Annotated in this window: 17 protein-coding genes and 1 other annotated feature; of the genes, 5 read left to right on the top strand and 12 right to left on the bottom strand. The window is 54.3% G+C overall.

Annotated elements, in window-relative coordinates; all coding sequences use genetic code 11:
- Nucleotides 1–68: 68 nt before the first annotated feature.
- Nucleotides 69–734, bottom strand: a complete 666-nt coding sequence (locus D7M11_RS13045; protein ID WP_120747666.1) for an ankyrin repeat domain-containing protein — start codon at nucleotides 732–734, stop codon at nucleotides 69–71.
- Between the two features lie 371 nt (nucleotides 735–1,105).
- Here D7M11_RS13045 and D7M11_RS13040 point away from each other — a divergent pair, with 371 nt between their 5' ends.
- Complete coding sequence (locus D7M11_RS13040; protein WP_240041089.1) at nucleotides 1,106–1,576, top strand: cupin domain-containing protein; 471 nt, start codon at nucleotides 1,106–1,108, stop codon at nucleotides 1,574–1,576.
- 260 nt (nucleotides 1,577–1,836) lie between these two features.
- Here D7M11_RS13040 and D7M11_RS13035 read toward each other — a convergent pair whose 3' ends face one another.
- On the bottom strand, nucleotides 1,837–2,373 hold the full coding sequence (locus D7M11_RS13035; protein WP_120747665.1) for a hypothetical protein: 537 nt from the start codon (nucleotides 2,371–2,373) through the stop codon (nucleotides 1,837–1,839).
- A gap of 307 nt (nucleotides 2,374–2,680) precedes the next feature.
- Here D7M11_RS13035 and D7M11_RS13030 point away from each other — a divergent pair, with 307 nt between their 5' ends.
- Nucleotides 2,681–3,142 (top strand): hypothetical protein, encoded by a 462-nt coding sequence (locus D7M11_RS13030; protein ID WP_120747664.1) that lies wholly within the window; start codon nucleotides 2,681–2,683, stop codon nucleotides 3,140–3,142.
- Nucleotides 3,143–3,208: 66 nt separating this feature from the next.
- Here the strand turns inward: D7M11_RS13030 and D7M11_RS13025 are convergent, their stop codons facing one another.
- Both D7M11_RS13025 and D7M11_RS13020 read right to left on the bottom strand, forming a co-directional pair.
- On the bottom strand, nucleotides 3,209–3,856 hold the full coding sequence (locus tag D7M11_RS13025) for a hypothetical protein (RefSeq protein WP_120747663.1): 648 nt from the start codon (nucleotides 3,854–3,856) through the stop codon (nucleotides 3,209–3,211).
- A gap of 110 nt (nucleotides 3,857–3,966) precedes the next feature.
- Nucleotides 3,967–5,544 (bottom strand): copper amine oxidase N-terminal domain-containing protein, encoded by a 1,578-nt coding sequence (locus D7M11_RS13020; protein WP_240041102.1) that lies wholly within the window; start codon nucleotides 5,542–5,544, stop codon nucleotides 3,967–3,969.
- A gap of 208 nt (nucleotides 5,545–5,752) precedes the next feature.
- Here D7M11_RS13020 and D7M11_RS13015 point away from each other — a divergent pair, with 208 nt between their 5' ends.
- Nucleotides 5,753–5,935, top strand: coding sequence for a sporulation protein Cse60 (locus tag D7M11_RS13015; RefSeq protein WP_120747661.1), 183 nt, complete (start codon nucleotides 5,753–5,755; stop codon nucleotides 5,933–5,935).
- A gap of 167 nt (nucleotides 5,936–6,102) precedes the next feature.
- Here D7M11_RS13015 and asd read toward each other — a convergent pair whose 3' ends face one another.
- The 4 genes from asd to D7M11_RS12995 all read right to left on the bottom strand — a co-directional run bounded on the left by asd (nucleotide 6,103) and on the right by D7M11_RS12995 (nucleotide 11,453).
- Nucleotides 6,103–7,188: an aspartate-semialdehyde dehydrogenase gene (asd, locus tag D7M11_RS13010; protein ID WP_120747660.1), complete on the bottom strand. Its 1,086-nt coding sequence runs from the start codon at nucleotides 7,186–7,188 to the stop codon at nucleotides 6,103–6,105.
- A 133-nt stretch (nucleotides 7,189–7,321) separates the two neighbouring features.
- Nucleotides 7,322–7,583: a binding site (T-box leader), on the bottom strand.
- Nucleotides 7,584–7,674: 91 nt separating this feature from the next.
- Nucleotides 7,675–9,429, bottom strand: coding sequence for a methyl-accepting chemotaxis protein (locus D7M11_RS13005; RefSeq protein ID WP_120747659.1), 1,755 nt, complete (start codon nucleotides 9,427–9,429; stop codon nucleotides 7,675–7,677).
- A 248-nt stretch (nucleotides 9,430–9,677) separates the two neighbouring features.
- On the bottom strand, nucleotides 9,678–10,655 hold the full coding sequence (locus D7M11_RS13000; protein WP_120747658.1) for a Gfo/Idh/MocA family protein: 978 nt from the start codon (nucleotides 10,653–10,655) through the stop codon (nucleotides 9,678–9,680).
- Nucleotides 10,656–10,682: 27 nt separating this feature from the next.
- Nucleotides 10,683–11,453 carry a TIM barrel protein gene (locus D7M11_RS12995; protein WP_120747657.1) on the bottom strand — a complete coding sequence of 257 codons (771 nt, stop codon included), beginning with the start codon at nucleotides 11,451–11,453 and terminating at the stop codon, nucleotides 10,683–10,685.
- A 229-nt stretch (nucleotides 11,454–11,682) separates the two neighbouring features.
- On the opposite strand from D7M11_RS12995, the gene D7M11_RS12990 reads away from it, so the two are divergent.
- Complete coding sequence (locus D7M11_RS12990; protein WP_120747656.1) at nucleotides 11,683–12,528, top strand: helix-turn-helix domain-containing protein; 846 nt, start codon at nucleotides 11,683–11,685, stop codon at nucleotides 12,526–12,528.
- A 166-nt stretch (nucleotides 12,529–12,694) separates the two neighbouring features.
- Entirely contained in the window at nucleotides 12,695–13,270 is a 576-nt protein-coding gene (locus D7M11_RS12985) for a DoxX family membrane protein (protein WP_120747807.1), read from the top strand.
- 140 nt (nucleotides 13,271–13,410) lie between these two features.
- Here D7M11_RS12985 and D7M11_RS12980 read toward each other — a convergent pair whose 3' ends face one another.
- From D7M11_RS12980 to pdxR, 4 genes are all read right to left on the bottom strand, one after another.
- Nucleotides 13,411–14,511, bottom strand: a complete 1,101-nt coding sequence (locus D7M11_RS12980) for a hypothetical protein (RefSeq protein WP_120747655.1) — start codon at nucleotides 14,509–14,511, stop codon at nucleotides 13,411–13,413.
- 177 nt (nucleotides 14,512–14,688) lie between these two features.
- The gene (locus D7M11_RS12975; protein ID WP_120747654.1) at nucleotides 14,689–15,660 is read right to left on the bottom strand and encodes an aldo/keto reductase; all 972 of its coding nucleotides are present in this window, start codon (nucleotides 15,658–15,660) and stop codon (nucleotides 14,689–14,691) included.
- 228 nt (nucleotides 15,661–15,888) lie between these two features.
- Nucleotides 15,889–16,701 (bottom strand): hydroxyethylthiazole kinase, encoded by an 813-nt coding sequence (gene thiM / locus D7M11_RS12970; RefSeq protein ID WP_120747653.1) that lies wholly within the window; start codon nucleotides 16,699–16,701, stop codon nucleotides 15,889–15,891.
- 103 nt (nucleotides 16,702–16,804) lie between these two features.
- Nucleotides 16,805–18,235, bottom strand: a complete 1,431-nt coding sequence (gene pdxR / locus D7M11_RS12965; protein WP_120747652.1) for a MocR-like pyridoxine biosynthesis transcription factor PdxR — start codon at nucleotides 18,233–18,235, stop codon at nucleotides 16,805–16,807.
- Nucleotides 18,236–18,289: the final 54 nt, after the last annotated feature.

Raw genomic sequence — 18,289 nt, 5'->3', positions numbered from 1 at the left:
AAAAATTGGTGATCAACGTAAGGGTTTGCTGTCGGAGACGAACTTATTCATATAATAATTCCTCAAAGTCAGTAGCGCGGCTCCAGCGGTATACCATGGTGGTACAGCCACATATCCAGCCTCATCTTCGCTTCGCGGGCTGCCTGCGTACGCAGCTTGTCGTCCATCATATTCATATATCGCTGAAACGTCACCCCTTGTCCGTTCAAGGCGCGAGGATCGGCTCCCAGCTCCAGCAGCACAAGGGCGCGAGCCGCATCATTCACCTTCGCCGCATGATGAAGCGGACGGTTTCCGTTCATATCTACTGCATTCACATCCGCTCCAGCCGACAGCAGTGCGCGAAACTGCCGCTCGTTGCCGTACATAATCGCGGTAAACAGCGGCGTTTGCCCGGTCGATCCATGGCGCAGATCCGGATTCACCCCGGCGATCAATAGAGCAATAAGCGGATCCGGATCTTCGTGCTCAGCAGCATCGTGCATAATCGTTCTGCCGCGATCGTCGACCAGCGCGGGGTTCGCCCCCGCCGACAAAATCGCGATCAGTCCATTCGTATTGCGGTGCAAAAGCGCCCAGTGGAGCAGACTGACACCGCCATCGCCGCGCGCATTCACATCGGCTCCCAGCCGGACAAGCGTGTTTATCCCCGCCCTGTCGCCCGCTGCCGCTGCCTCCGCCAGCTTGGCAACCAGCGGGTCGCGGTACACGTCCCCTGCGCTAATGCTGCTCATCTTACAGATCCTCCCTTAGTTGCCGCCGAAAGCCCTAGGAGCTTTAACAGAATCCTGTACCTTTCTTCCGACGAATAAGCCCTTGTGATACACAAGTCATAGTCGTCAGACTAGGCGGTACTTGCGTTAAAGCTCCTTATATGCCTATTCGCTCTTATACTAGTATGTAATTGTATCCAGTGGTTTCGTGAATTTATATAGGCATAAACACTTAATTGGGAATGGATCATTGGAACCAGGAGCGGCTTGAACACGGGAAGCGAACCCGAACGACGCTAACGGACCTTCTTCGCGCCGCCGATTGTTATGAAAACAGCGGCGGCGCATATTCTCTAATGGTATTTCCAACATCTCAGATGGGAGTGAAGAAGATGACTATATCCTATATGGATTACACAAACCCGAACATTCAATACTTTTTCGATTTGAATCAAAATCGTCTGTTTACGAGAAATGCCGATAATTTCATAAACCGGCTTGGCCGGGACAATCTCAACACATTGGGCGATGTCTCGATTCTGGATATTTATTTAAGCAAAGGGCATGTCGTAGAACCGCATTATCATCCAAATGCGGCCGAGCTTGTCTACTGCATCTCGGGAGCTGCCGCCGTTTCCCTGATCAATCCGTTCAACAATATCGTTACGAGCGTCCGTATCACTCCGGGACAGGTTGCCAATATCCCGCAAGGCTGGTGGCATTGGGAAGTCGCTTTGGAAGACGGCACACACCTGCTCGCTATTTTTGACGCCCCTTATCCCGAATACATACTCGGCTCCGACATCCTTACGAAAACCCCGGTCGAGGTGCTCGCCATACGTACTGCCTCGACCCCGAATTAGTAAGAAGAACGCTTGAGCCGCTTCATAACGAAACGATCATTATCGGGCCGACCGACGCGTGTATCCAAGCGGCCCATATGCAGAAGCAGCAGCAACCCCGGGAGACGAGCAGCATGAACCCGTATCCGCACGGGCATCCGAGTCACCCTTACGCGGTACGTTTCCGCTGAAAAGCGTACGACAAAAAAGCCGCGATGATTCGCGACTCCGGTATCCCATTATCCCGGACACCCTACTGAATTAGGGTGTCTATTTGGCATTCATTCGAAAGCGTCCCGAAAGCGGTTCTCGAATCGCTCTGCAAACAGGTGCACATCACGAAAGGGTGCCTGATGACAGACAAGATCGTTAACGGGCAACTGCTTCGAACTCGGGATATGGCGCATTCTGGAAATGATACCTTCCAGACCTCCGCAGTCCGCAGCAGCCCAGAACTGGATCGTCTCCACGTCCGGGTTGCCGGCTTTTATTTCCTTCACAAGAAAAAGCAGCGTCTTTGCAAACAGCGAAGATGAGCGGTAGGCAGGAAGCAGAAAAGCTGTCTCCACCTGACAAATATGCCGGTCCTCGTATTCGCCAGCGCCGGTGCCGTAAACGAATCCGAAGGCGCCGACAATCTGGTACGGATCTTCCGAGAAGACGAGCAGGCCTTTGCCGAATAGTAACGGACTGCTTATAAAACTAAACTTGACCGCAAACGGATACGGCAAATTCAGCTCCCCCTGATGCTTAACCAAAAACTTGACGTAAGCGTCGTAGTCCATCTCGAAGTTACACGGTCTGAATAAAAACGACATTAATTCGTTTGCGCTCTCTTGGCATCGTTGGCGATAACAATTTTTCCGAACGGACGCTTTTTAGTATCCTTGATTGAGGGCGGGAGTATAATCATCTGAATTCCTCCTGATACCGAATTTTATAGGAAAGTACCTCATGCTTCTTATTATACATGGAGACCGGCGGTTCAGGTACCCGTCAATTTGGTGTATTTTATCACAAAAACCTCGTCTTGGACGTAGTTTTACCTCCTAAGAAATAAAGGCCCGCCTCCGTATGCGGCCGGTACGAATGGGTACGCTACAAAGTGGAGGTGCTTATAAGCGGATGAATAAAACGATCGTGTTCCTGCTGCTGATCCCACTGCTCATGCCCGGCATCACCCCAGCCGCCGCCTTGGAACAATCGTACGAAGCGCAGGAGCCATCAAGTGAAAACGCCGATACGGTCAGACCCTACAAGCGTGGCGGCAGTTACCGTTCACCGAGACAAGGCTACAACCCCGGAATCGGAACGCCGGCACGCACAACCCCTGCCACTCCGAACAATACGGTGCGAAATCCGGCTGCCCCCAAAGCGACGCCAGGGACACGAACGGGTTTTGGCGGTTTCTTTGGCGGCTTGTTCGGAGGGCTCGCTCTCGGTACGATTTTGGGCTCGCTTTTTAATCCGTTTTCCGGCTTTTCGCTCGGAGTTCCGTTCCTTTCGATTGTTAGTATGCTGCTTTGGCTGCTTGTTATCGTTTTTGTAGTACGTTTGTTTCGCAGGAAAAATAACAACTATCAGTGACAAAGAAGAAGCACATCAAAGTCCCTTGCGGGTTCCATTTGATGTGCTTCAAACTTTACTGCTTTCTTATTTCATGCTACCAAAGCTTGTAACTCCATAGGAGGAAGGCGCGCCGGAATCGGAACGCAGGTATTGATCGTGACCTGCTTGGTTGCCGCGATAATTCGCCGTATGGAACGATTGAGCGTTTTGATTTTGATACGTTTGACCGGCTTGAGCGGAAATGCCGGTTTTGTAGGAGGACGTTATGCCGCTGCCGATGAACTGGCTCTGACTTTGGCTTTGGGTCTGGCTCGGCCACTGCGAATCGGATCGCAAATAGTTGTCATGTCCGGCCTGGCTGCCGCGATAGTTCGCCGTATGGAACGTCTGTGCGGACTGGCCCGAAGACCAGTTCGTTCCGGCGGCCGACGGCTGGCTGCTAAAGCTTTGGGTGCTTTGGGTCGGCGATTTGGAATCCGAGCGCAAATACGTATCGTGTCCTTGTTGATTTCCGCGATAAGAGGACGTATGGAACGTTTGGGCCGTTTGCTGCTGGTTACCCGTCGTTTGAGCGGCTCCGAAATTTTGCCGGCCTTGGCTTTGATCGTACATCGATGTGACGAAACCAACCGGCTGGTATTTCGGCGCCTGTTTGTTAAACGAGTTTTGCGCGCTGCCCGAACCATTCGAAGACTGCTGAAAGCTATTGTTCATAAAGGATTGATTTTGCACTTGTAGTCCTCCACGCCGTAGTAGTCCTCGAAGTTGTCCTCGAGGCCTTTACTATTTTCAACAGCCCGCCTCTCTTTTATGACACGAATCCGCTGGATAAATCCTGTTAATTACTTGCGGGTTCCGACTTCCCAAGTTACTCCTTCTTCATAAACGAGAATGTCCCCGCCCAGCTTGGCGGTCGATTTCCCGACTTTGTACGTTTTGCCCGCTGCCCTGTCGACTAACACGATCGGATACTCGGTATCGTTCGATCGGCTCCAGGTTCCGTTTCCCGCGTTGTATTCTTTCGCTTGCGGATTCCAGTTGTAGGTCGATTTATCAAAGGCGAACGTGCCGTCGCTGCCGATGACCAGCGTTCCGTCCGGCGATCCCGCAAATGTGGTGACGGTGCGAATTTCCGTTGCATAATTGTCCGATGTATACGACCCGCCGGGAATGAACAGGTTGTAAGCGCCGATAAAATCGGTCGGATCGCCTGCTTCCGTCTTCGTTTTTGCAGACGATTCCGAAGCTCCGCTGCCGGAGGTATTCGAAGCCTGTTGTCCTCCTCCCGCACCGCCCGCAGCTTGCTGCCCCGATGAGCCTCCCGAAACCGCCACTCCCGTTGTTTCAGAACCATTTATCGTAACCGTATACGTCGCCGGATCGAAGTCCACTTTTTGTTTCAAGTTTTCCGAGATGAACCTTACCGGAACAAACGAGAAGTCCCCATATTTTTGCGGCGGCACGTCCATATAGGCGCCCACTCCGTTAATCGAAGCATATTTCGAATCTATTTTGACAATAATCGTCGTGCCGTCAAGCTCAATCGTAATTTTCTGATCCGAACCGTCCCAGTATACTTTAGCGCCAAGCGCTTCCGTGATGACGCGCAGCGGCACCATCGTCGTGTCCTGCTCCAATCGAGGACTTTGATTGTTCTCCAGCGTAAAACGGACATCGTTTACATACATGATATTGCTATACAATTGCAGACGAATATTGGGTTTGGTCGTTTTAATCGGCTTGGCATCAGGAGAAGCGGTGAGCAGATCGGTCAGAAACTTGAGCGCCGGGGATTCATCACCGCCGGCTTGACTGCTGTCTGCGGCTTTGTTTTCGGCTGGTTTGTTTTCAGCTGGTTTGTTGTCGGCCGCTTTGGCCGGACTCTCCGTAACCGGCTTGGCCGCCGGAGCTGTTGCTTTATTTTCCGCCGCAGTTTTGCTTGGCGCTTCCGCTTTTGGTGCCGGCGCTTCCGTCACAAACGAAAATTTGATCGACGAGCTCCCGACCCGATCGATCCGTATTTTCGCATACGTGCCGTCATGAAGCGTAATCAGATAAACGGCATCCCCCTCCAGCCACTTCCAGCTGCCAAAGCCGGCTGACGGCGAGACCGTGACGGCCTCGAGCGTTTCGTCCACCCGGATGATATCGCGAGCCGCTATCGTCGTTTCGCTCATAATCAGATCGGCTGACGCCTGCTTTGTCGTAATCGAAAGCGTGTCCAGGCTCATCCCCCCGGCCGACAGCTCATTATTACGCATCATAACTCCGCCATACAAAGGGGAATACGTAGCCGATTTGGGGGTCGACCAATACACCGCGGAAGCGGCCGCAGCCGGTTTCGTCATCGCGTAAGGCTGGAGCATAAGCCCGAAGACGAGGACACCAAGCCCTATCCGCATCCAGAGCTTGTTCAACATCGATTTCAAAACGATCGCCTCTTTTCACAAAGTATGTATCCATTGTAGTGAGAGCCTCTTACAAATCCATTACACAGGTCTGACATTGACACCCCGAATCCATAAATGGTATGGTGTACACACAATAGGCGTTACTCGCCTGTTGGAATGAAAGGCCTTAGGCGATCAAAAGCAATGAGGCGACCTTGCCGGGAGGTGAAGATGGATTATGATTCAAGTAAAAGAGTTCGTCGATACGGATACATCCTTTGCCGAGAAAAAGGCGAACGAGTTTTTGTCCACTCTTCGGGACGATCAAGTTATCAATATTTGCTACGGTTCCATCATAAAAGCGAACGCTTCGGGTGCCGCCAATCAGAGAAGCACGATTCTTGTCGTATATAAATCGTAAGTCGTCTGAGTCTACATACAAGCCGGATGAATGGCACGCCGGACAAGGCCAGAAGATCAGCCCGTTATCGTTTGCGGGACTGGTCTTTTTGCGCTTTGCCGCACAAACTAAAAAACGGCAGAGCCTCCGAATGCGTCAGAAGCTTGCCGTTTATTATCTTGTCTCGTTTATTTGGCCACAATATATCCTTCCGCTTTCAGCAGCTCGGCGATCAGAACAGCTCCGCCTGCCGCTCCGCGCAGCGTGTTATGCGACAAACCTACGAATTTGAAGTCATACAATGTGTCCTCGCGCAAGCGCCCTACGGAGACGCCCATTCCGCGCTCGATGTCGCGGTCGAGCTTCGTCTGCGGTCTGTTCTCTTCCTCGAAGTACGTGATGAACTGTTTGGGCGCGCTAGGCAAGCCGAGCTCCTGCGGGCGTCCCTTGAAGTTTTGCCAGCGTGCGATAATTTCTTCCTTCGTTATTTTTTTCTCAAACGAAGCGAACACCGTTGCCAAATGACCGTCCGTTACCGGAACGCGAATGCACTGTGTTGTAATTAGCGGAGCGCTCGCCTTAACAATTTCGCCGCCGGCGACGCTGCCCCAGATGCGCAGCGGCTCCTGCTCGCTTTTTTCTTCTTCGCCGCCAATGTACGGGATGACGTTGTCGAGCATTTCCGGCCAATCGGTAAAGTTTTTGCCTGCGCCGGAAATCGCCTGATACGTCGAGGCCACCACTTGAGTCGGCTTCAGATCGAGCAAAACGTGCAGCGCCGGCACATAGCTCTGAATCGAGCAGTTGGGCTTTACGGCGATGAAGCCGGTCGATGTGTTTAAACGTTTTCTTTGGGCGGCGATTACTTCCAAATGCGACGGATTGAGTTCCGGAATGACCATCGGAACGTCGGGGGTCCAGCGATGCGCCGAGTTGTTGGAGATGACTGGCGTGCCTGTTTTGGCATATGCTTCCTCAAGCTCCAAGATTTCCGTTTTATTCATTTCGACCGCGCAAAAAATAAAATCAACGTTTGCCGCAACCTGCTCCACCTTGGACGCGTCCTGTACGACAATCGATTTGACATCGTCCGGAATCGGAGTCGCCAGCTTCCATCTGCCCTGTACCGATTCCTCGTACGTTTTACCCGCGGAGCCCGCGCTTGCCGCAATAGCCGTTACCTGAAACCACGGATGCTGGTCCAGCAATTGAATGAAACGCTGGCCAACCATGCCCGTCCCGCCGACAATACCGACTTTCAATTTTTGACTCATTATGTTTATCCATTCCCTTCCTGTTTGTCTGTTACTCAAGCATATCGTTTTGGTCCACTGAATGTTACATCGTTTTAGCAAATCTTTTGCGAAGCTTTATAACGTTAAAAAAATCCCACCCCCAAGACAAAGTCTTAGGGACGAGATTTGCGCGCTCGTGGTACCACCCCAGATTCGCCGATATGTCGCCAGATCAGCCTCTTCAAGTACGGCACTGCCTTGCAGTGCTTATACTCTAGCTCTGTAACAGGAGCTCCTGTCATGCCACCCCCGCAGGACGGTTCCGGCATGCTGCTCGGAGTCTTTTTTCGATAAACGATTCGCTGCCCCTTTTCACCGGCCGGAGCTCTCTGGAAACAAATCCGTTTATGTACTCGTCTCTTCATCGCATTTGGATTGTTGCGAATATATTATCAAATATCTTTTGTCAGGTAAACCTCAAATTGAAAAAAAATTGTGAGAATGTTGTTACGTTTTGCCAAACCGTTACACATTCACTTGCTTGATGGCACTCCGCATCTCCTGTGTCCGCTCGCTCATGTCGGACGACGCTTCGCTCACCTGCTTCATCAAATCAAGCTGACGGGCGCTGAGCGTGCGGATTTGGCGGCTCTGCTCGGAGACGCGGCCGGCGATGTCGGCGATGCTTCCTACTGTTGCAGCCACTTCCTCGGAACCGGCCGAAAGCTGCTCCGTCGTGGCCGATATGTCGATAATCTGCTCGCTGACTAGCCGGAACGCCTCGACCGTATGTTTCAGCGATTCCGCCGCCGTGGCGGAGAGGCGGACGCCCTCGGCGATATCGCGCGCGGCCCCTTCCATCTCCGCACCGATGCCGCCCGACGCTTTGACGATATTGCCGAGCAGATCGGCGATCCGCTTCACCGCCAAGGAAGATTCCTCGGCCAGCTTGCGCACCTCGTTCGCTACGACCGTGAACCCTAAACCGTGCTCGCCGGCCCGAGCAGCTTCGATCGAGGCGTTAAGCGCGAGCAGCTTCGTTTGTTCCGCGAATTCCCTTACAGCGCCGAGCACTTCGTCGATTTCACTCGTATACGCCTGCAACCGCTTCGTATGGTCCAGCGTTTGCTCCGCCGTCGCAGCAATATCCAGAATTTGCGCATTCGTCCTGCCGATCGCATCCTCGCCGGCCCGGGCAATATCCAGTGCGCGAACGGCCGCATCCGAGACGGTGGAGGAGGATTCCGCGATTCGTACGATGCCTTGCGTAATTTCCTCCATCGCCCCGGCGCTGTCGTCCGCGCTTTTTTTCTGGGCTTCCGCCCCCTGATCGATTTGCCGTACCGACTCGTTCATCGTCTCGCTCAGATTGAGCATCGAATCGGCATGTCCGGCGAACGTTTCGGACGAAGCGACCAGATGATCGGACGTTCCCTCCATATTAAGCACCAGACCCCGGACCCGCTCATGCAGATGGCGGGACATGGTGAGCATCGACTTGTACGCCCTGCCGATCTCGTCCTCCGAGCGTACCGTCGTGGCGCGCAGCAGCTTGTTCGCCTGAAAGAGGTCGCCTTCCGCCATCAGCTCCGCCCCTGCGGTCAATGCAGGAAGCGGTCTCAGCGCCCGCCGTACAAACCAGATGACGATGACGATGCCCAGAATCGTGGCAAGCAGAATAAGCGCGTACAGAAGGAAGCTGCTCTTCATAATCCCCATGCTGATCTTCTGAAACACGGCGGCGTCGGTGTCGATGCCAACGGCTCCGACCAATGTGCCGTTCTCCAGCTTCATCGGCGCGTAGGCGGACAAATACGTGCCGTATTCCGGGTTGACTATAATCGGGGTACTGGCCGCCTGTCCCGCCCGGATCGCTTTCACCGCCTCCGGCGGCATATCGGTTACTTCGCCGATCGGCGAGGCGTCCTTGGCATCCCGCGGCTGACCGTCGATCATCAGCTTCGGAACATCGCCGTCCAGTACGACAAAGTATACATACAACGCCCCGATCTGCTCGCGAAACCGGTCGAGCTCTTCACGAAGCGACCAGTACAGATCGCCTTCCGTCGGCTGCTTCATAAACTCCGCATACCGCTCGCCCTTGAGCTGCGCCGCATAACTTTCGGCTATTCGTTTATTATAGCTGCTGACCGCCTGTTCCACAGCGGATTCGGTTTCGACGAACTGCGTTACGACATTGCCCGCAGCAAGCGCTATCATTACGGCGGAAATGACAACGAGCAGACGAACAACCAAATGCTTCTTCAGGATAGATATCATTGCAGGCTCCCCTTCTCGCCCCGGTTGTCTCGAACTATGTCGCAGGGCAAAATGCCATCCCGATTCGACAAAATTGTATAGGGCCTTATTCCTAATTGATTATTATATCAGATTGCTCCCGATTATTTTCCAAAAATATTTTGAATAAAGCCGGCTCCCGCAAACGTCAGGGAAACGCGAAAAAACCCGCGGGGGCCACGGGTTCGGAAATGCGTATGGGCCCTGCGCGGGTGCTCTTACCCGGTACCTCAGGAAAGCTTGACAGGCTTGCCCGTCGCCGCGGACAAATTGGCCGCAATCGTGATTTCATGCGTTTTCAGCGAATCCGCATAGGACGACTTGATGAGCGACTGATCTCCCGTACGGACCGCGTCCAGAAACGCCTGATCCTCGAATACCCGCGGATTCGGCGTATTCGAAAACGGCGCGGAAGCCTCCTCTTTCGTTCTGACGATACGCGTGCCGTTCGACTGCACCTCGGCCACACCTTGCTCGGTGTAGACGTTGATTCCCGTCTTATGTCCGGCAGGCAGCATACACGAGTTCGATATCGTAGCAACGGCTCCGTTAGCCAGCTTCATCGTAACCGTACCCACGTCGGCTACGTTTGCGCCTTCCTCAAGCTCATGCAGGATGCGGTGCCCGTATGCCGCATACACTTCGACCACTTCGCCGCACAAGTAACGCAGCATATCCGTAATGTGGGTCGTTTGCTCAACAAACTGTCCGCCGGATAAATGCTGAACGCGCCACCAAGGCACCTTTGGCATCCCGCCCAGCCAGTAACCAAGCGCCATGCCGATAGAGCCGGAAGCGAGAAACGCCTTCACTTCGTCCAGCGATTGAATATAGCGCCACTGGTATCCAACCGAAGTGATAAGCCCCTTCTCGGCAATCTGATCCGCCAGCTGCCGCGGCAGCTCGTTGTTGACGCCTAGCGGCTTCTCCACGAGAAACGGGATGCCGCGCTCGATCAGCGCCCGTTCCGCTTCGCCGTGAGCCATAGGCGGCAGGCATAGGAAAGCCGCATCCAGCTTTCGGTCGTCCAGCATATCAGCGATGTTCGAGTACGCTTTGGCATCCGTCCACTCCTTGGCAGCCGTCTCGGCCCGCTCCAATTGCAGATCGCAAAATGCGGAGATCGTAGCCCCTTCCATCTGCGCCAGATTCGTAATATGCGCCCTGGCGACGCCACCCGTTCCAATAAAGCCGACCTTCATCGTCATCCGAATCACCTGTCCTTATCCGTTAAATTACTGCTCCACCTGGCGGACAATGTCCCGCTTGAACTGGTCAAGCGCTTCGTCCGTATCGATCGTGTAGCCGCATTCGAGACCGACAAAGCCGTCATAACCGGTGTCCTTGATCGCCTTCAAAATATTCAAATAATTCAGCTCGCCCGTTCCCGGCTGCTTTCTCCCCGGATTGTCGGCAATATGAAAGTGATTGATGCGGTCTATGTACGCCACTGCGTTGCGGATTACGTTGCCTTCGGTGATCTGCTGATGATATACGTCGAATACGAGCTTGATAAACGGACTGTCGACCCGGTCGATGATCCCGGCCGATTCGCCCGAATATTGGAGGAAATGGCCGGGGTGATTGACAAGCCCGTTCAGCGGCTCCAATTCGAGCACGACTCCTGCCTCTTCGCACAGGGAAGCGCAGCGCTTCAGCGTTTCCACCATATCGCTCGTATGCTTCTCGCGGGAGATGCCGGGCATTTCAGGACCGGTCTGCGTTATGATGCTGCGGGTACCGGATATCCGGCAAAAATCGAGCGTTTGCCTCAGGCCGTCCAAATACTGCTCCCGCAACGAACCGTCAACGAGATTGAAAAACGTCGTGCACACGGCGCTGATGCCCACGCCGAGGCGTTCCTGAGCCTTGAGTAGCTCGCCGACATCCGGCACCGATTTCCAGTTCAAATATTCCAGTCCGTGAAAGCCGTGCTCCGCCACCTTTTCCAGTAATTCGATTACATTTTTACCTTTGTAAGCGCCTCCGCATAATGCATACTTCAATAGCCGTCTCCTCCTTAAGCCGCGTATAGGTCGATTTTCGCTTGCGTCAAGACTCCTACTGGACAAATGGAACAAGATTCGCTACGATTGCCCTGATCCCACTCGCATAACAGTTTATAACGCTGTCGTTCCGTACACGCCTATCTTATCATCGCCCGGAAATGGGGAACAATCTGCTTTTTTGAAGATCGATAGCATATATTGAACATTTGGAGAGGAAGATCGCTACATGGCGCTTCAAAAACGCGAGTTTATCGTTCATGACGCAAGTCTGGGCAGCATGCCGCTGCGGCTGTATAATATGGGTCTCATTCAGCAGAAGAAAATAATCCGGCTCGATGGATTTCCGGTTCTTCATTTATTTGTCAATCAATCCGGCGGCGGTCAGTTCCAAACGCTTCACGACGGGAAATCCTGGACGCTCGCAGACCAAGAGGCCTGCTTTTTGCCCGCGCGAGTCCCCCATACCTACTTCCCTTTTCCCGACACCGTATGGAAACACGGCTTCGTGACAATCACCGGGCCCGCTATCGACGATATGCTGGAGATGATGAGACTTCCCATCATGGAACCGATTCCGCTGGCCTCGACGGATACGATCTGGAGTTTGTTCGAATCGTTGTTTCAGCTGGTGCGGGGAACTTCTCCGGACAAGGATTGGAAAATGTCTGCGCTTCTGTACGAATTGCTGCTCGAGGTGCTGAAGCAGTCGGACAGCCGGCTCGAATCGTCCGCCGTCGCCAAAAATAGCGCAAGCACCGTCAAAACGGCGGCCAAGCTGCTTCGCGAGCACTATGCCGAGCCGATTTTGCTGGCCGAGTACGCGGCCGGTCTCGGCTATACCGTGCAGCATTTGAACCGGTTGTTCAAGCAAGCGTACGGTGTCACCATGCATCAATATTTGGAGACGATACGCTTCGAGAAATCGCTGCAGCTGCTCATGCTCGATATGAGCGTCCAGGATATCGCGTCCGCGCTGGGCATGGAAGCCAATTACTTTATTCGCGCCTTCAAACGCGTCCACGGCATGACGCCCGGCCAATATAAAGCTTTGCACTTGCCGGAGCGGGCGTAATTTGCTCTTTTGCCCATCAGAAGAATTAAGTGGAATCTATTCTTTACTCCTCGCTTCCAGGTATATTAGGACTTACGAAATAGTTCAAATTTATTAACTTTACATTTTCCAATAGTGCCCTTATGATGTAGGATAATATTAACAATGGGAGCTGATGTAAGTGTCCATGCAAGATGAAATCAAAGGGAAAAATATCGTAATTCCCGACAACCCGGTGTCCAACTTTTTATTCAACAACACGAGATCCGGACTAATCTGGTTGGTGATTCGCCTGTATCTGGGCTATGCGTGGATCAATGCGGGCTTCCACAAAATTACGGATAGCAAATGGGTCGGCAGCGAGGCGGGCGCCGGGCTAACGGGCTTCATCAAAGGCGCACTCGGTAAAGCGGCGAACGGTAAAGACGTAACGGGCTGGTACGCAACCTTCCTTGAGAACATGGTGCTGCCGAACGCGAAAGTATTCTCGTATTGTGTCGCCTTCGGCGAGTTCCTTGTCGGACTCGGTCTCATCCTCGGCTTGTTGACCGGAATCGCGGCATTTTTCGGAGCATTCATGAACGCAAGCTTCTTGTTTGCCGGAACGCTTAGCACCAACCCGCTCCTGTTCATTTTGGCGACATGGATCGTGCTGGCTTGGAAGGTAGCTGGCTGGTACGGACTGGATCGTTGGGCGCTGCCGTTCCTCGGTACGCCGTGGAACCGCAATTCCCGCAAGGGCAACAAGACGCTGGCTTCCTGATCAAGGCGCCAGCGAGCACGGAGAAAAACGGGACCGCTTCTGCGGCCCCGTTTTCTTGTGTGGCTACCATGAACTTCTTTTAGCGGCCCTGCTGGTGCAATGCCTGCTCGAGCGCTTGACGGAGCTCCGCCTTTCACAGCTTAATAACGAACCAATAAATGCGGGGTGTCAATCGCCTCGCCGCTGTGCAGCGACCTCATACACGCATCGATGGCCCCCGTTGTCAACAAGGAGCGTTCCACCGGATGCGGTGGGCGGCCCGTATGCAAAAACTTCTCGATCTCGAGCACAAGCCTGCCGAAATGGATGTACGGCTTTCCGCCCTGCAGCATAAATTCCCGGCATACCGGCGGCTCTCCGGCCTCCGCCTGATAAGCGGAAACAAAAGTGGATATCTCCGGATTGGCGAGCAAAATGCCCGACCTCAAGCCATCCGCATAATCCAGCTCTACGAACACGGGACCCTTGATTTCAGCCGGAAACGCGGCCAGATCGCGAAGATTGATAAACCCGCCAAGCGTCCGGTACAGCTCCAGCCAGTCCGCCGACAGCAGCCGTTCGATCGCTTCGTCGTCCTTGTAAGCTTTCACCTTACGAATCCCGGATTCGCCTCGAGCCCGATTCTCCGCGACAGACTGCATCATCTCCAGCGTATGATAGACGTAACGCTCGACGGGTCCGTAGCAGAACCCGAACATGCGGGCTAACGGTGCGCCGTTCGGGAATGGCTCCTCGACGGGCCTTTGCGGGGCGTAAGGCACGACGGAGCTGGACATGAACGGAATGCGATGCCGTACGATCTGCTCGTACATCCAAACAATGTCCTCATAAACGACCGCAAACCCTTTATCGGAATACACGGGCACGATACGATCAAATTCCAGCATGACGTTTAAGACTTGTTCGAAGAAAATGCGGCGCGGATACAACGTCTGACCAAGCTCGTTATCGGGGTATGCCCCGTGTTCGCCGATCAGGATCACGCCGTCCAGCTCAAATTCCGCTTCGCCGGCAAGCAGCGCCTCCCGGATCGAGCCGTATAACGGAATGCCGTGCCTGGCTGCTATGTCCCGGCTTATATCGTTTGGCGGAAATTGATCCACGTACATCGCTACGATATCGATCGTCGAACGATACTCTCTCCCGTCCAGCCGGAAACCGTCCAGCATCTTCGTAATAATAACATCGGCATGACTAATGTCCCAATATTCCGTAATAATGGCCGCTACTCTTTTGTTCATTCCCGCCCACCTCCGCAAGTTCCAATCACGGATGAATGATTTGTCTCCGCTACGTTATATTATATATAATATATGATATTCGCACAATACAACCGCGAGCGATCCTGAGCAAGCAAAAAGCTGCCGTTTCCGGCAGCCTCGCGTTGTTGTTCTTATGCGGTAAAACGTTATCGCCCATTAACGGCGTCCGCCGCTTCCGAACGGTCTTGCGTATATAAACGGTTCGCTGGCTTCGTCCAGCGCTTGCATAACGTCCGCAGACAGTGCAAGCTCGACCGACTTCAGATTGTCGTCGATTTGCGACTCGCGGGTCGCTCCGGCAATTACTGTGCAGACGGCCGGATTGTGCATGAGCCATGCCAGCGACAGCGCCGTAGCGGTAGTTCCCAGTCCGGCGGCGATTTGCACAACCTTATCTCCAAGCTCCATCCGCGCGTCATCCATGCGCTGGGCAAAGTTCGGATTTTTATCCAGCTGCGAGCCGCTCGGTACCAAACCGCCCGCATATTTGCCAGTTAAAATGCCGCCCGCCAGCGGGAAATAAGGGATCATGCCGATTCCTTGATCTTTGCAAAACGGGACAAGCTCCCGCTCCACGCCGCGATCGGCAAGCGAATAGCCGGGCTGCACCGTCACGTACGCATTCAGACCGTTTATTTTGCTGATGGATAACGCCTTCATCATCTGCCACGCCGAATAGTTGGAAGCCCCGATATAACGCACCTTGCCGGCTGTAACCAGATCGTCAAGCGCGCGAAGCGTTTCCTCCAGCGGCGTGTGCGGATCGAAGGCATGGATTTGGAACAAATCGACGTAATCGGTGCGCAAGCGGAGCAAGCTTCCTTCCAGCTCGCGAATGAGATGGTAGCGCGACGAGCCGCTTTCGTTCGGTCCTTGCCCGCGCTTCATGCCGGCCTTCGTCGCAAGGAGGACTTCGTGACGCCGCCCTTCGAATGCTTCGCCGATAATTTCCTCGGACTTTGTTCCCGTATAAATGTTCGCTGTATCGATGAAGTTGATGCCGTTCGCCGCTGCATGATGGAGCACGCGAATCGACGTTTCTTTGTCGGCGCGCCCGCCGAACGCATTGGTTCCCAATCCGAGAACCGATACTTGCAGCCCGCTTGTACCTAATTGGCGATACCGCATTTGGATGTCCCTCCCGTATTCTCAATTGAACAGTTTCCGTTAACAGAAAACATTCTGCGTCAAGCGGTCAAATCCCTCTTGCCCAACTAAGCCGCCGCAAACTATGCCTATCATTCAATTTATGTCATTAATCATTAATGCCGTTAAGAAAAGCTTCTGATCGAAGCCTTTCGATGATGAGCATTCGTGTTTAGCGGTGGCTTTTCTTGCAACATCAGAATCAAGCTTTCATTCCAATTGCCGAATAACTGCACGTTGTCCAAGCTCTTCGGCGCCTGTCGTGTGCAACCGATTAAGCAGCGCGATCTGGAACGAGCCCGGACGATCGTTCCCGCTGTCTTCTACAGCCAGCTCTGCCGCCACGCCGTAGAAAGCGAGAGCGCTCACTGCTGCCGACACAGGATCGTTCTCTACGGATAGGAAAGCTCCGAGGATGCTCGTCAGCAAACATCCTGTCCCGGTAACGAAGGTAAGCATCGGCGTTCCGTTGCTGATGCGGTACGTTCTCACGCCGTCGCTTGCGTAATCGTCAGCCCCGGTTACAACCGCCACCGTTCCGAGCTGCCTTGCCGCCTTACGGGCCAACTCCGCCATGTCGGTACCGGCTGATTCCCCGGCATCAACGCCTTTGATATCGCCCCGTTCGCCTATAACGTTCGCGATTTCGGCCGCATTGCCGCGGATCGCCGCAATTCGCACCTCCCGCAATATGCGCTGAACGGCCTCCGTGCGGTACGGTGTCGCTCCGGCACCGACCGGATCGAGCACAACCGGCACGCCATGCTCGTTCGCGGAACGCCCGGCGATCAGGATCGCTTCGATGACCGATTCGTCGAGCGTGCCGATGTTCGCCACAAGCGCTCCCGCGATCCGCGCCATATCGGCCGCTTCCTCGCGCGCATACGCCATCACCGGCGAGGCGCCGAGAGCCAGCAGCCCGTTGGCGGTAAAATTGGTGACGACTACGTTTGTAATATTGTATACAAGCGGCTTCTTCTCCCGTACCCGGTTCACGATGGCAGCGGCTATGTCCACCTTCATGGGTGCCCCTCCTTCGGCCTATGTATTTTGCAAATAAACTCCTGATCCGATCTTACGATACCAGTATAGCACGATCGGAATTGAGGGGATATCATCCCCTCTACTACTTAATGCCATTAACTATCAGCTCGTCTTCAATGGCCCGGCGCAGCCTCGCGACTCCTTCCTGGATCGATTCGATCGGAAGCGCCCCGTATCCCATCACGATCTGATGTTCGTGTCCGCCTTTGCAGATCGCATAATGCTCCACCGCGTATACTTGCACGCCTTCGGCATAAATGCGGCGAAGCAACGCTTCGGTAAATCGCACGCCCGGCACTTCCACGACGAGATGCATACCGGCTGCCTGCCCCAATATGGCCGCTTGCGGCAGCTCTTGTCGCAAACTGCTTACGAGCGCCTCGCGCCGTTTGCGGTAAATTTTTTTCATCCGCCGGATATGGCGCTCGAAGTAGCCCTCCTCCATGAATCGAGCGAGAATAAGCTGCTCCAGCGCCGAAGTATGCCGGTCCGCAAACCATTTCAGCCTGCGATAGTCCGCTACGAACCGCTCGGGCAGCACCGCGTAGCCGATTCGCAGCGCAGGCGACAATATTTTGCTGAACGTGCCTACATAGATGACCCGCTCCGGGTCCAACCCCTGCATCGAGTGAACGGCCGCTCCCTCATAGGTGAATTCGCTGTCGTAATCGTCCTCGACGATACAGCAGTCGTACTGCCGCGCATATTCCAACAGCTGAATGCGCCGCTGGATCGGCAGCGTGCCTCCGAGTGGAAACTGGTGGGACGGGATGACGAAGACGAAGTCCGGCTTCACCCCGGCGGGCAGCTTTTCCGGAATGATCCCTTTCTCATCGACCGGAATCGGCAGCACGGTGGAGCCGGCATACGTGAAAATCGTGCGCATCTCATCCGTCACCGGGTCCTCGACGGCAACGCATGGATCGCTCCGGTCCGACAACAGCTCCGTAATCAGGTGCAGCGCCTGCGTCGCTCCCGTTGTAATGACGATCTGGTCCGGATGACAGCGTACCCCCCGCGCTTGAAGCAGGTAGCGCGACAGTACGCCGCGCAGTTCCGGCACCCCCTCGGCCTGCGTATAGCCGAAGACGCGTTCCGGGGCGTCCAGACATACCTCCTTGGCCAAACGCCCCCAAACCGTGCGCGGAAAATAGTCGGCAGCCGGATGAGCGGCCCGAAAATCGATCGCCCGCCCTCCATCGCCAGTCCGGCGTCGTGCCGCAGACGGCGCTCCCCGCTCCTGCTCCGCCTCCCTCATCCGTTCGAACGAGGAACCCGCCGCGACAAAGGTGCCGGCCTGTGGCCGCCCTTCAATAAACCCCTCCGCAGTCAGCCGTTCGTACGCTTCCAGCACGACGTTGCGCGAAACGCCGATATTTCCCGCCAGCTCCCGGCTGGACGGCAAACGATCGCCCTCCGCCAGCTCTTGACTAAGTATACGGGAACGCAGCTGCTCGTACACTTGTGCCGTCAGCGGGGTCGAGATGTTCCGATCTATTGCAAACCAAAGCATGAATATTCCCCCATCACTCATCCATCCAATTAAACTGGTACTATAAAATTCCTT

Source organism: Paenibacillus ginsengarvi (genome assembly GCF_003626695.1).
Lineage (GTDB): Bacteria > Bacillota > Bacilli > Paenibacillales > NBRC-103111 > Paenibacillus_AB > Paenibacillus_AB ginsengarvi.
This window is presented reverse-complemented; position numbering and strand designations above follow the sequence as displayed.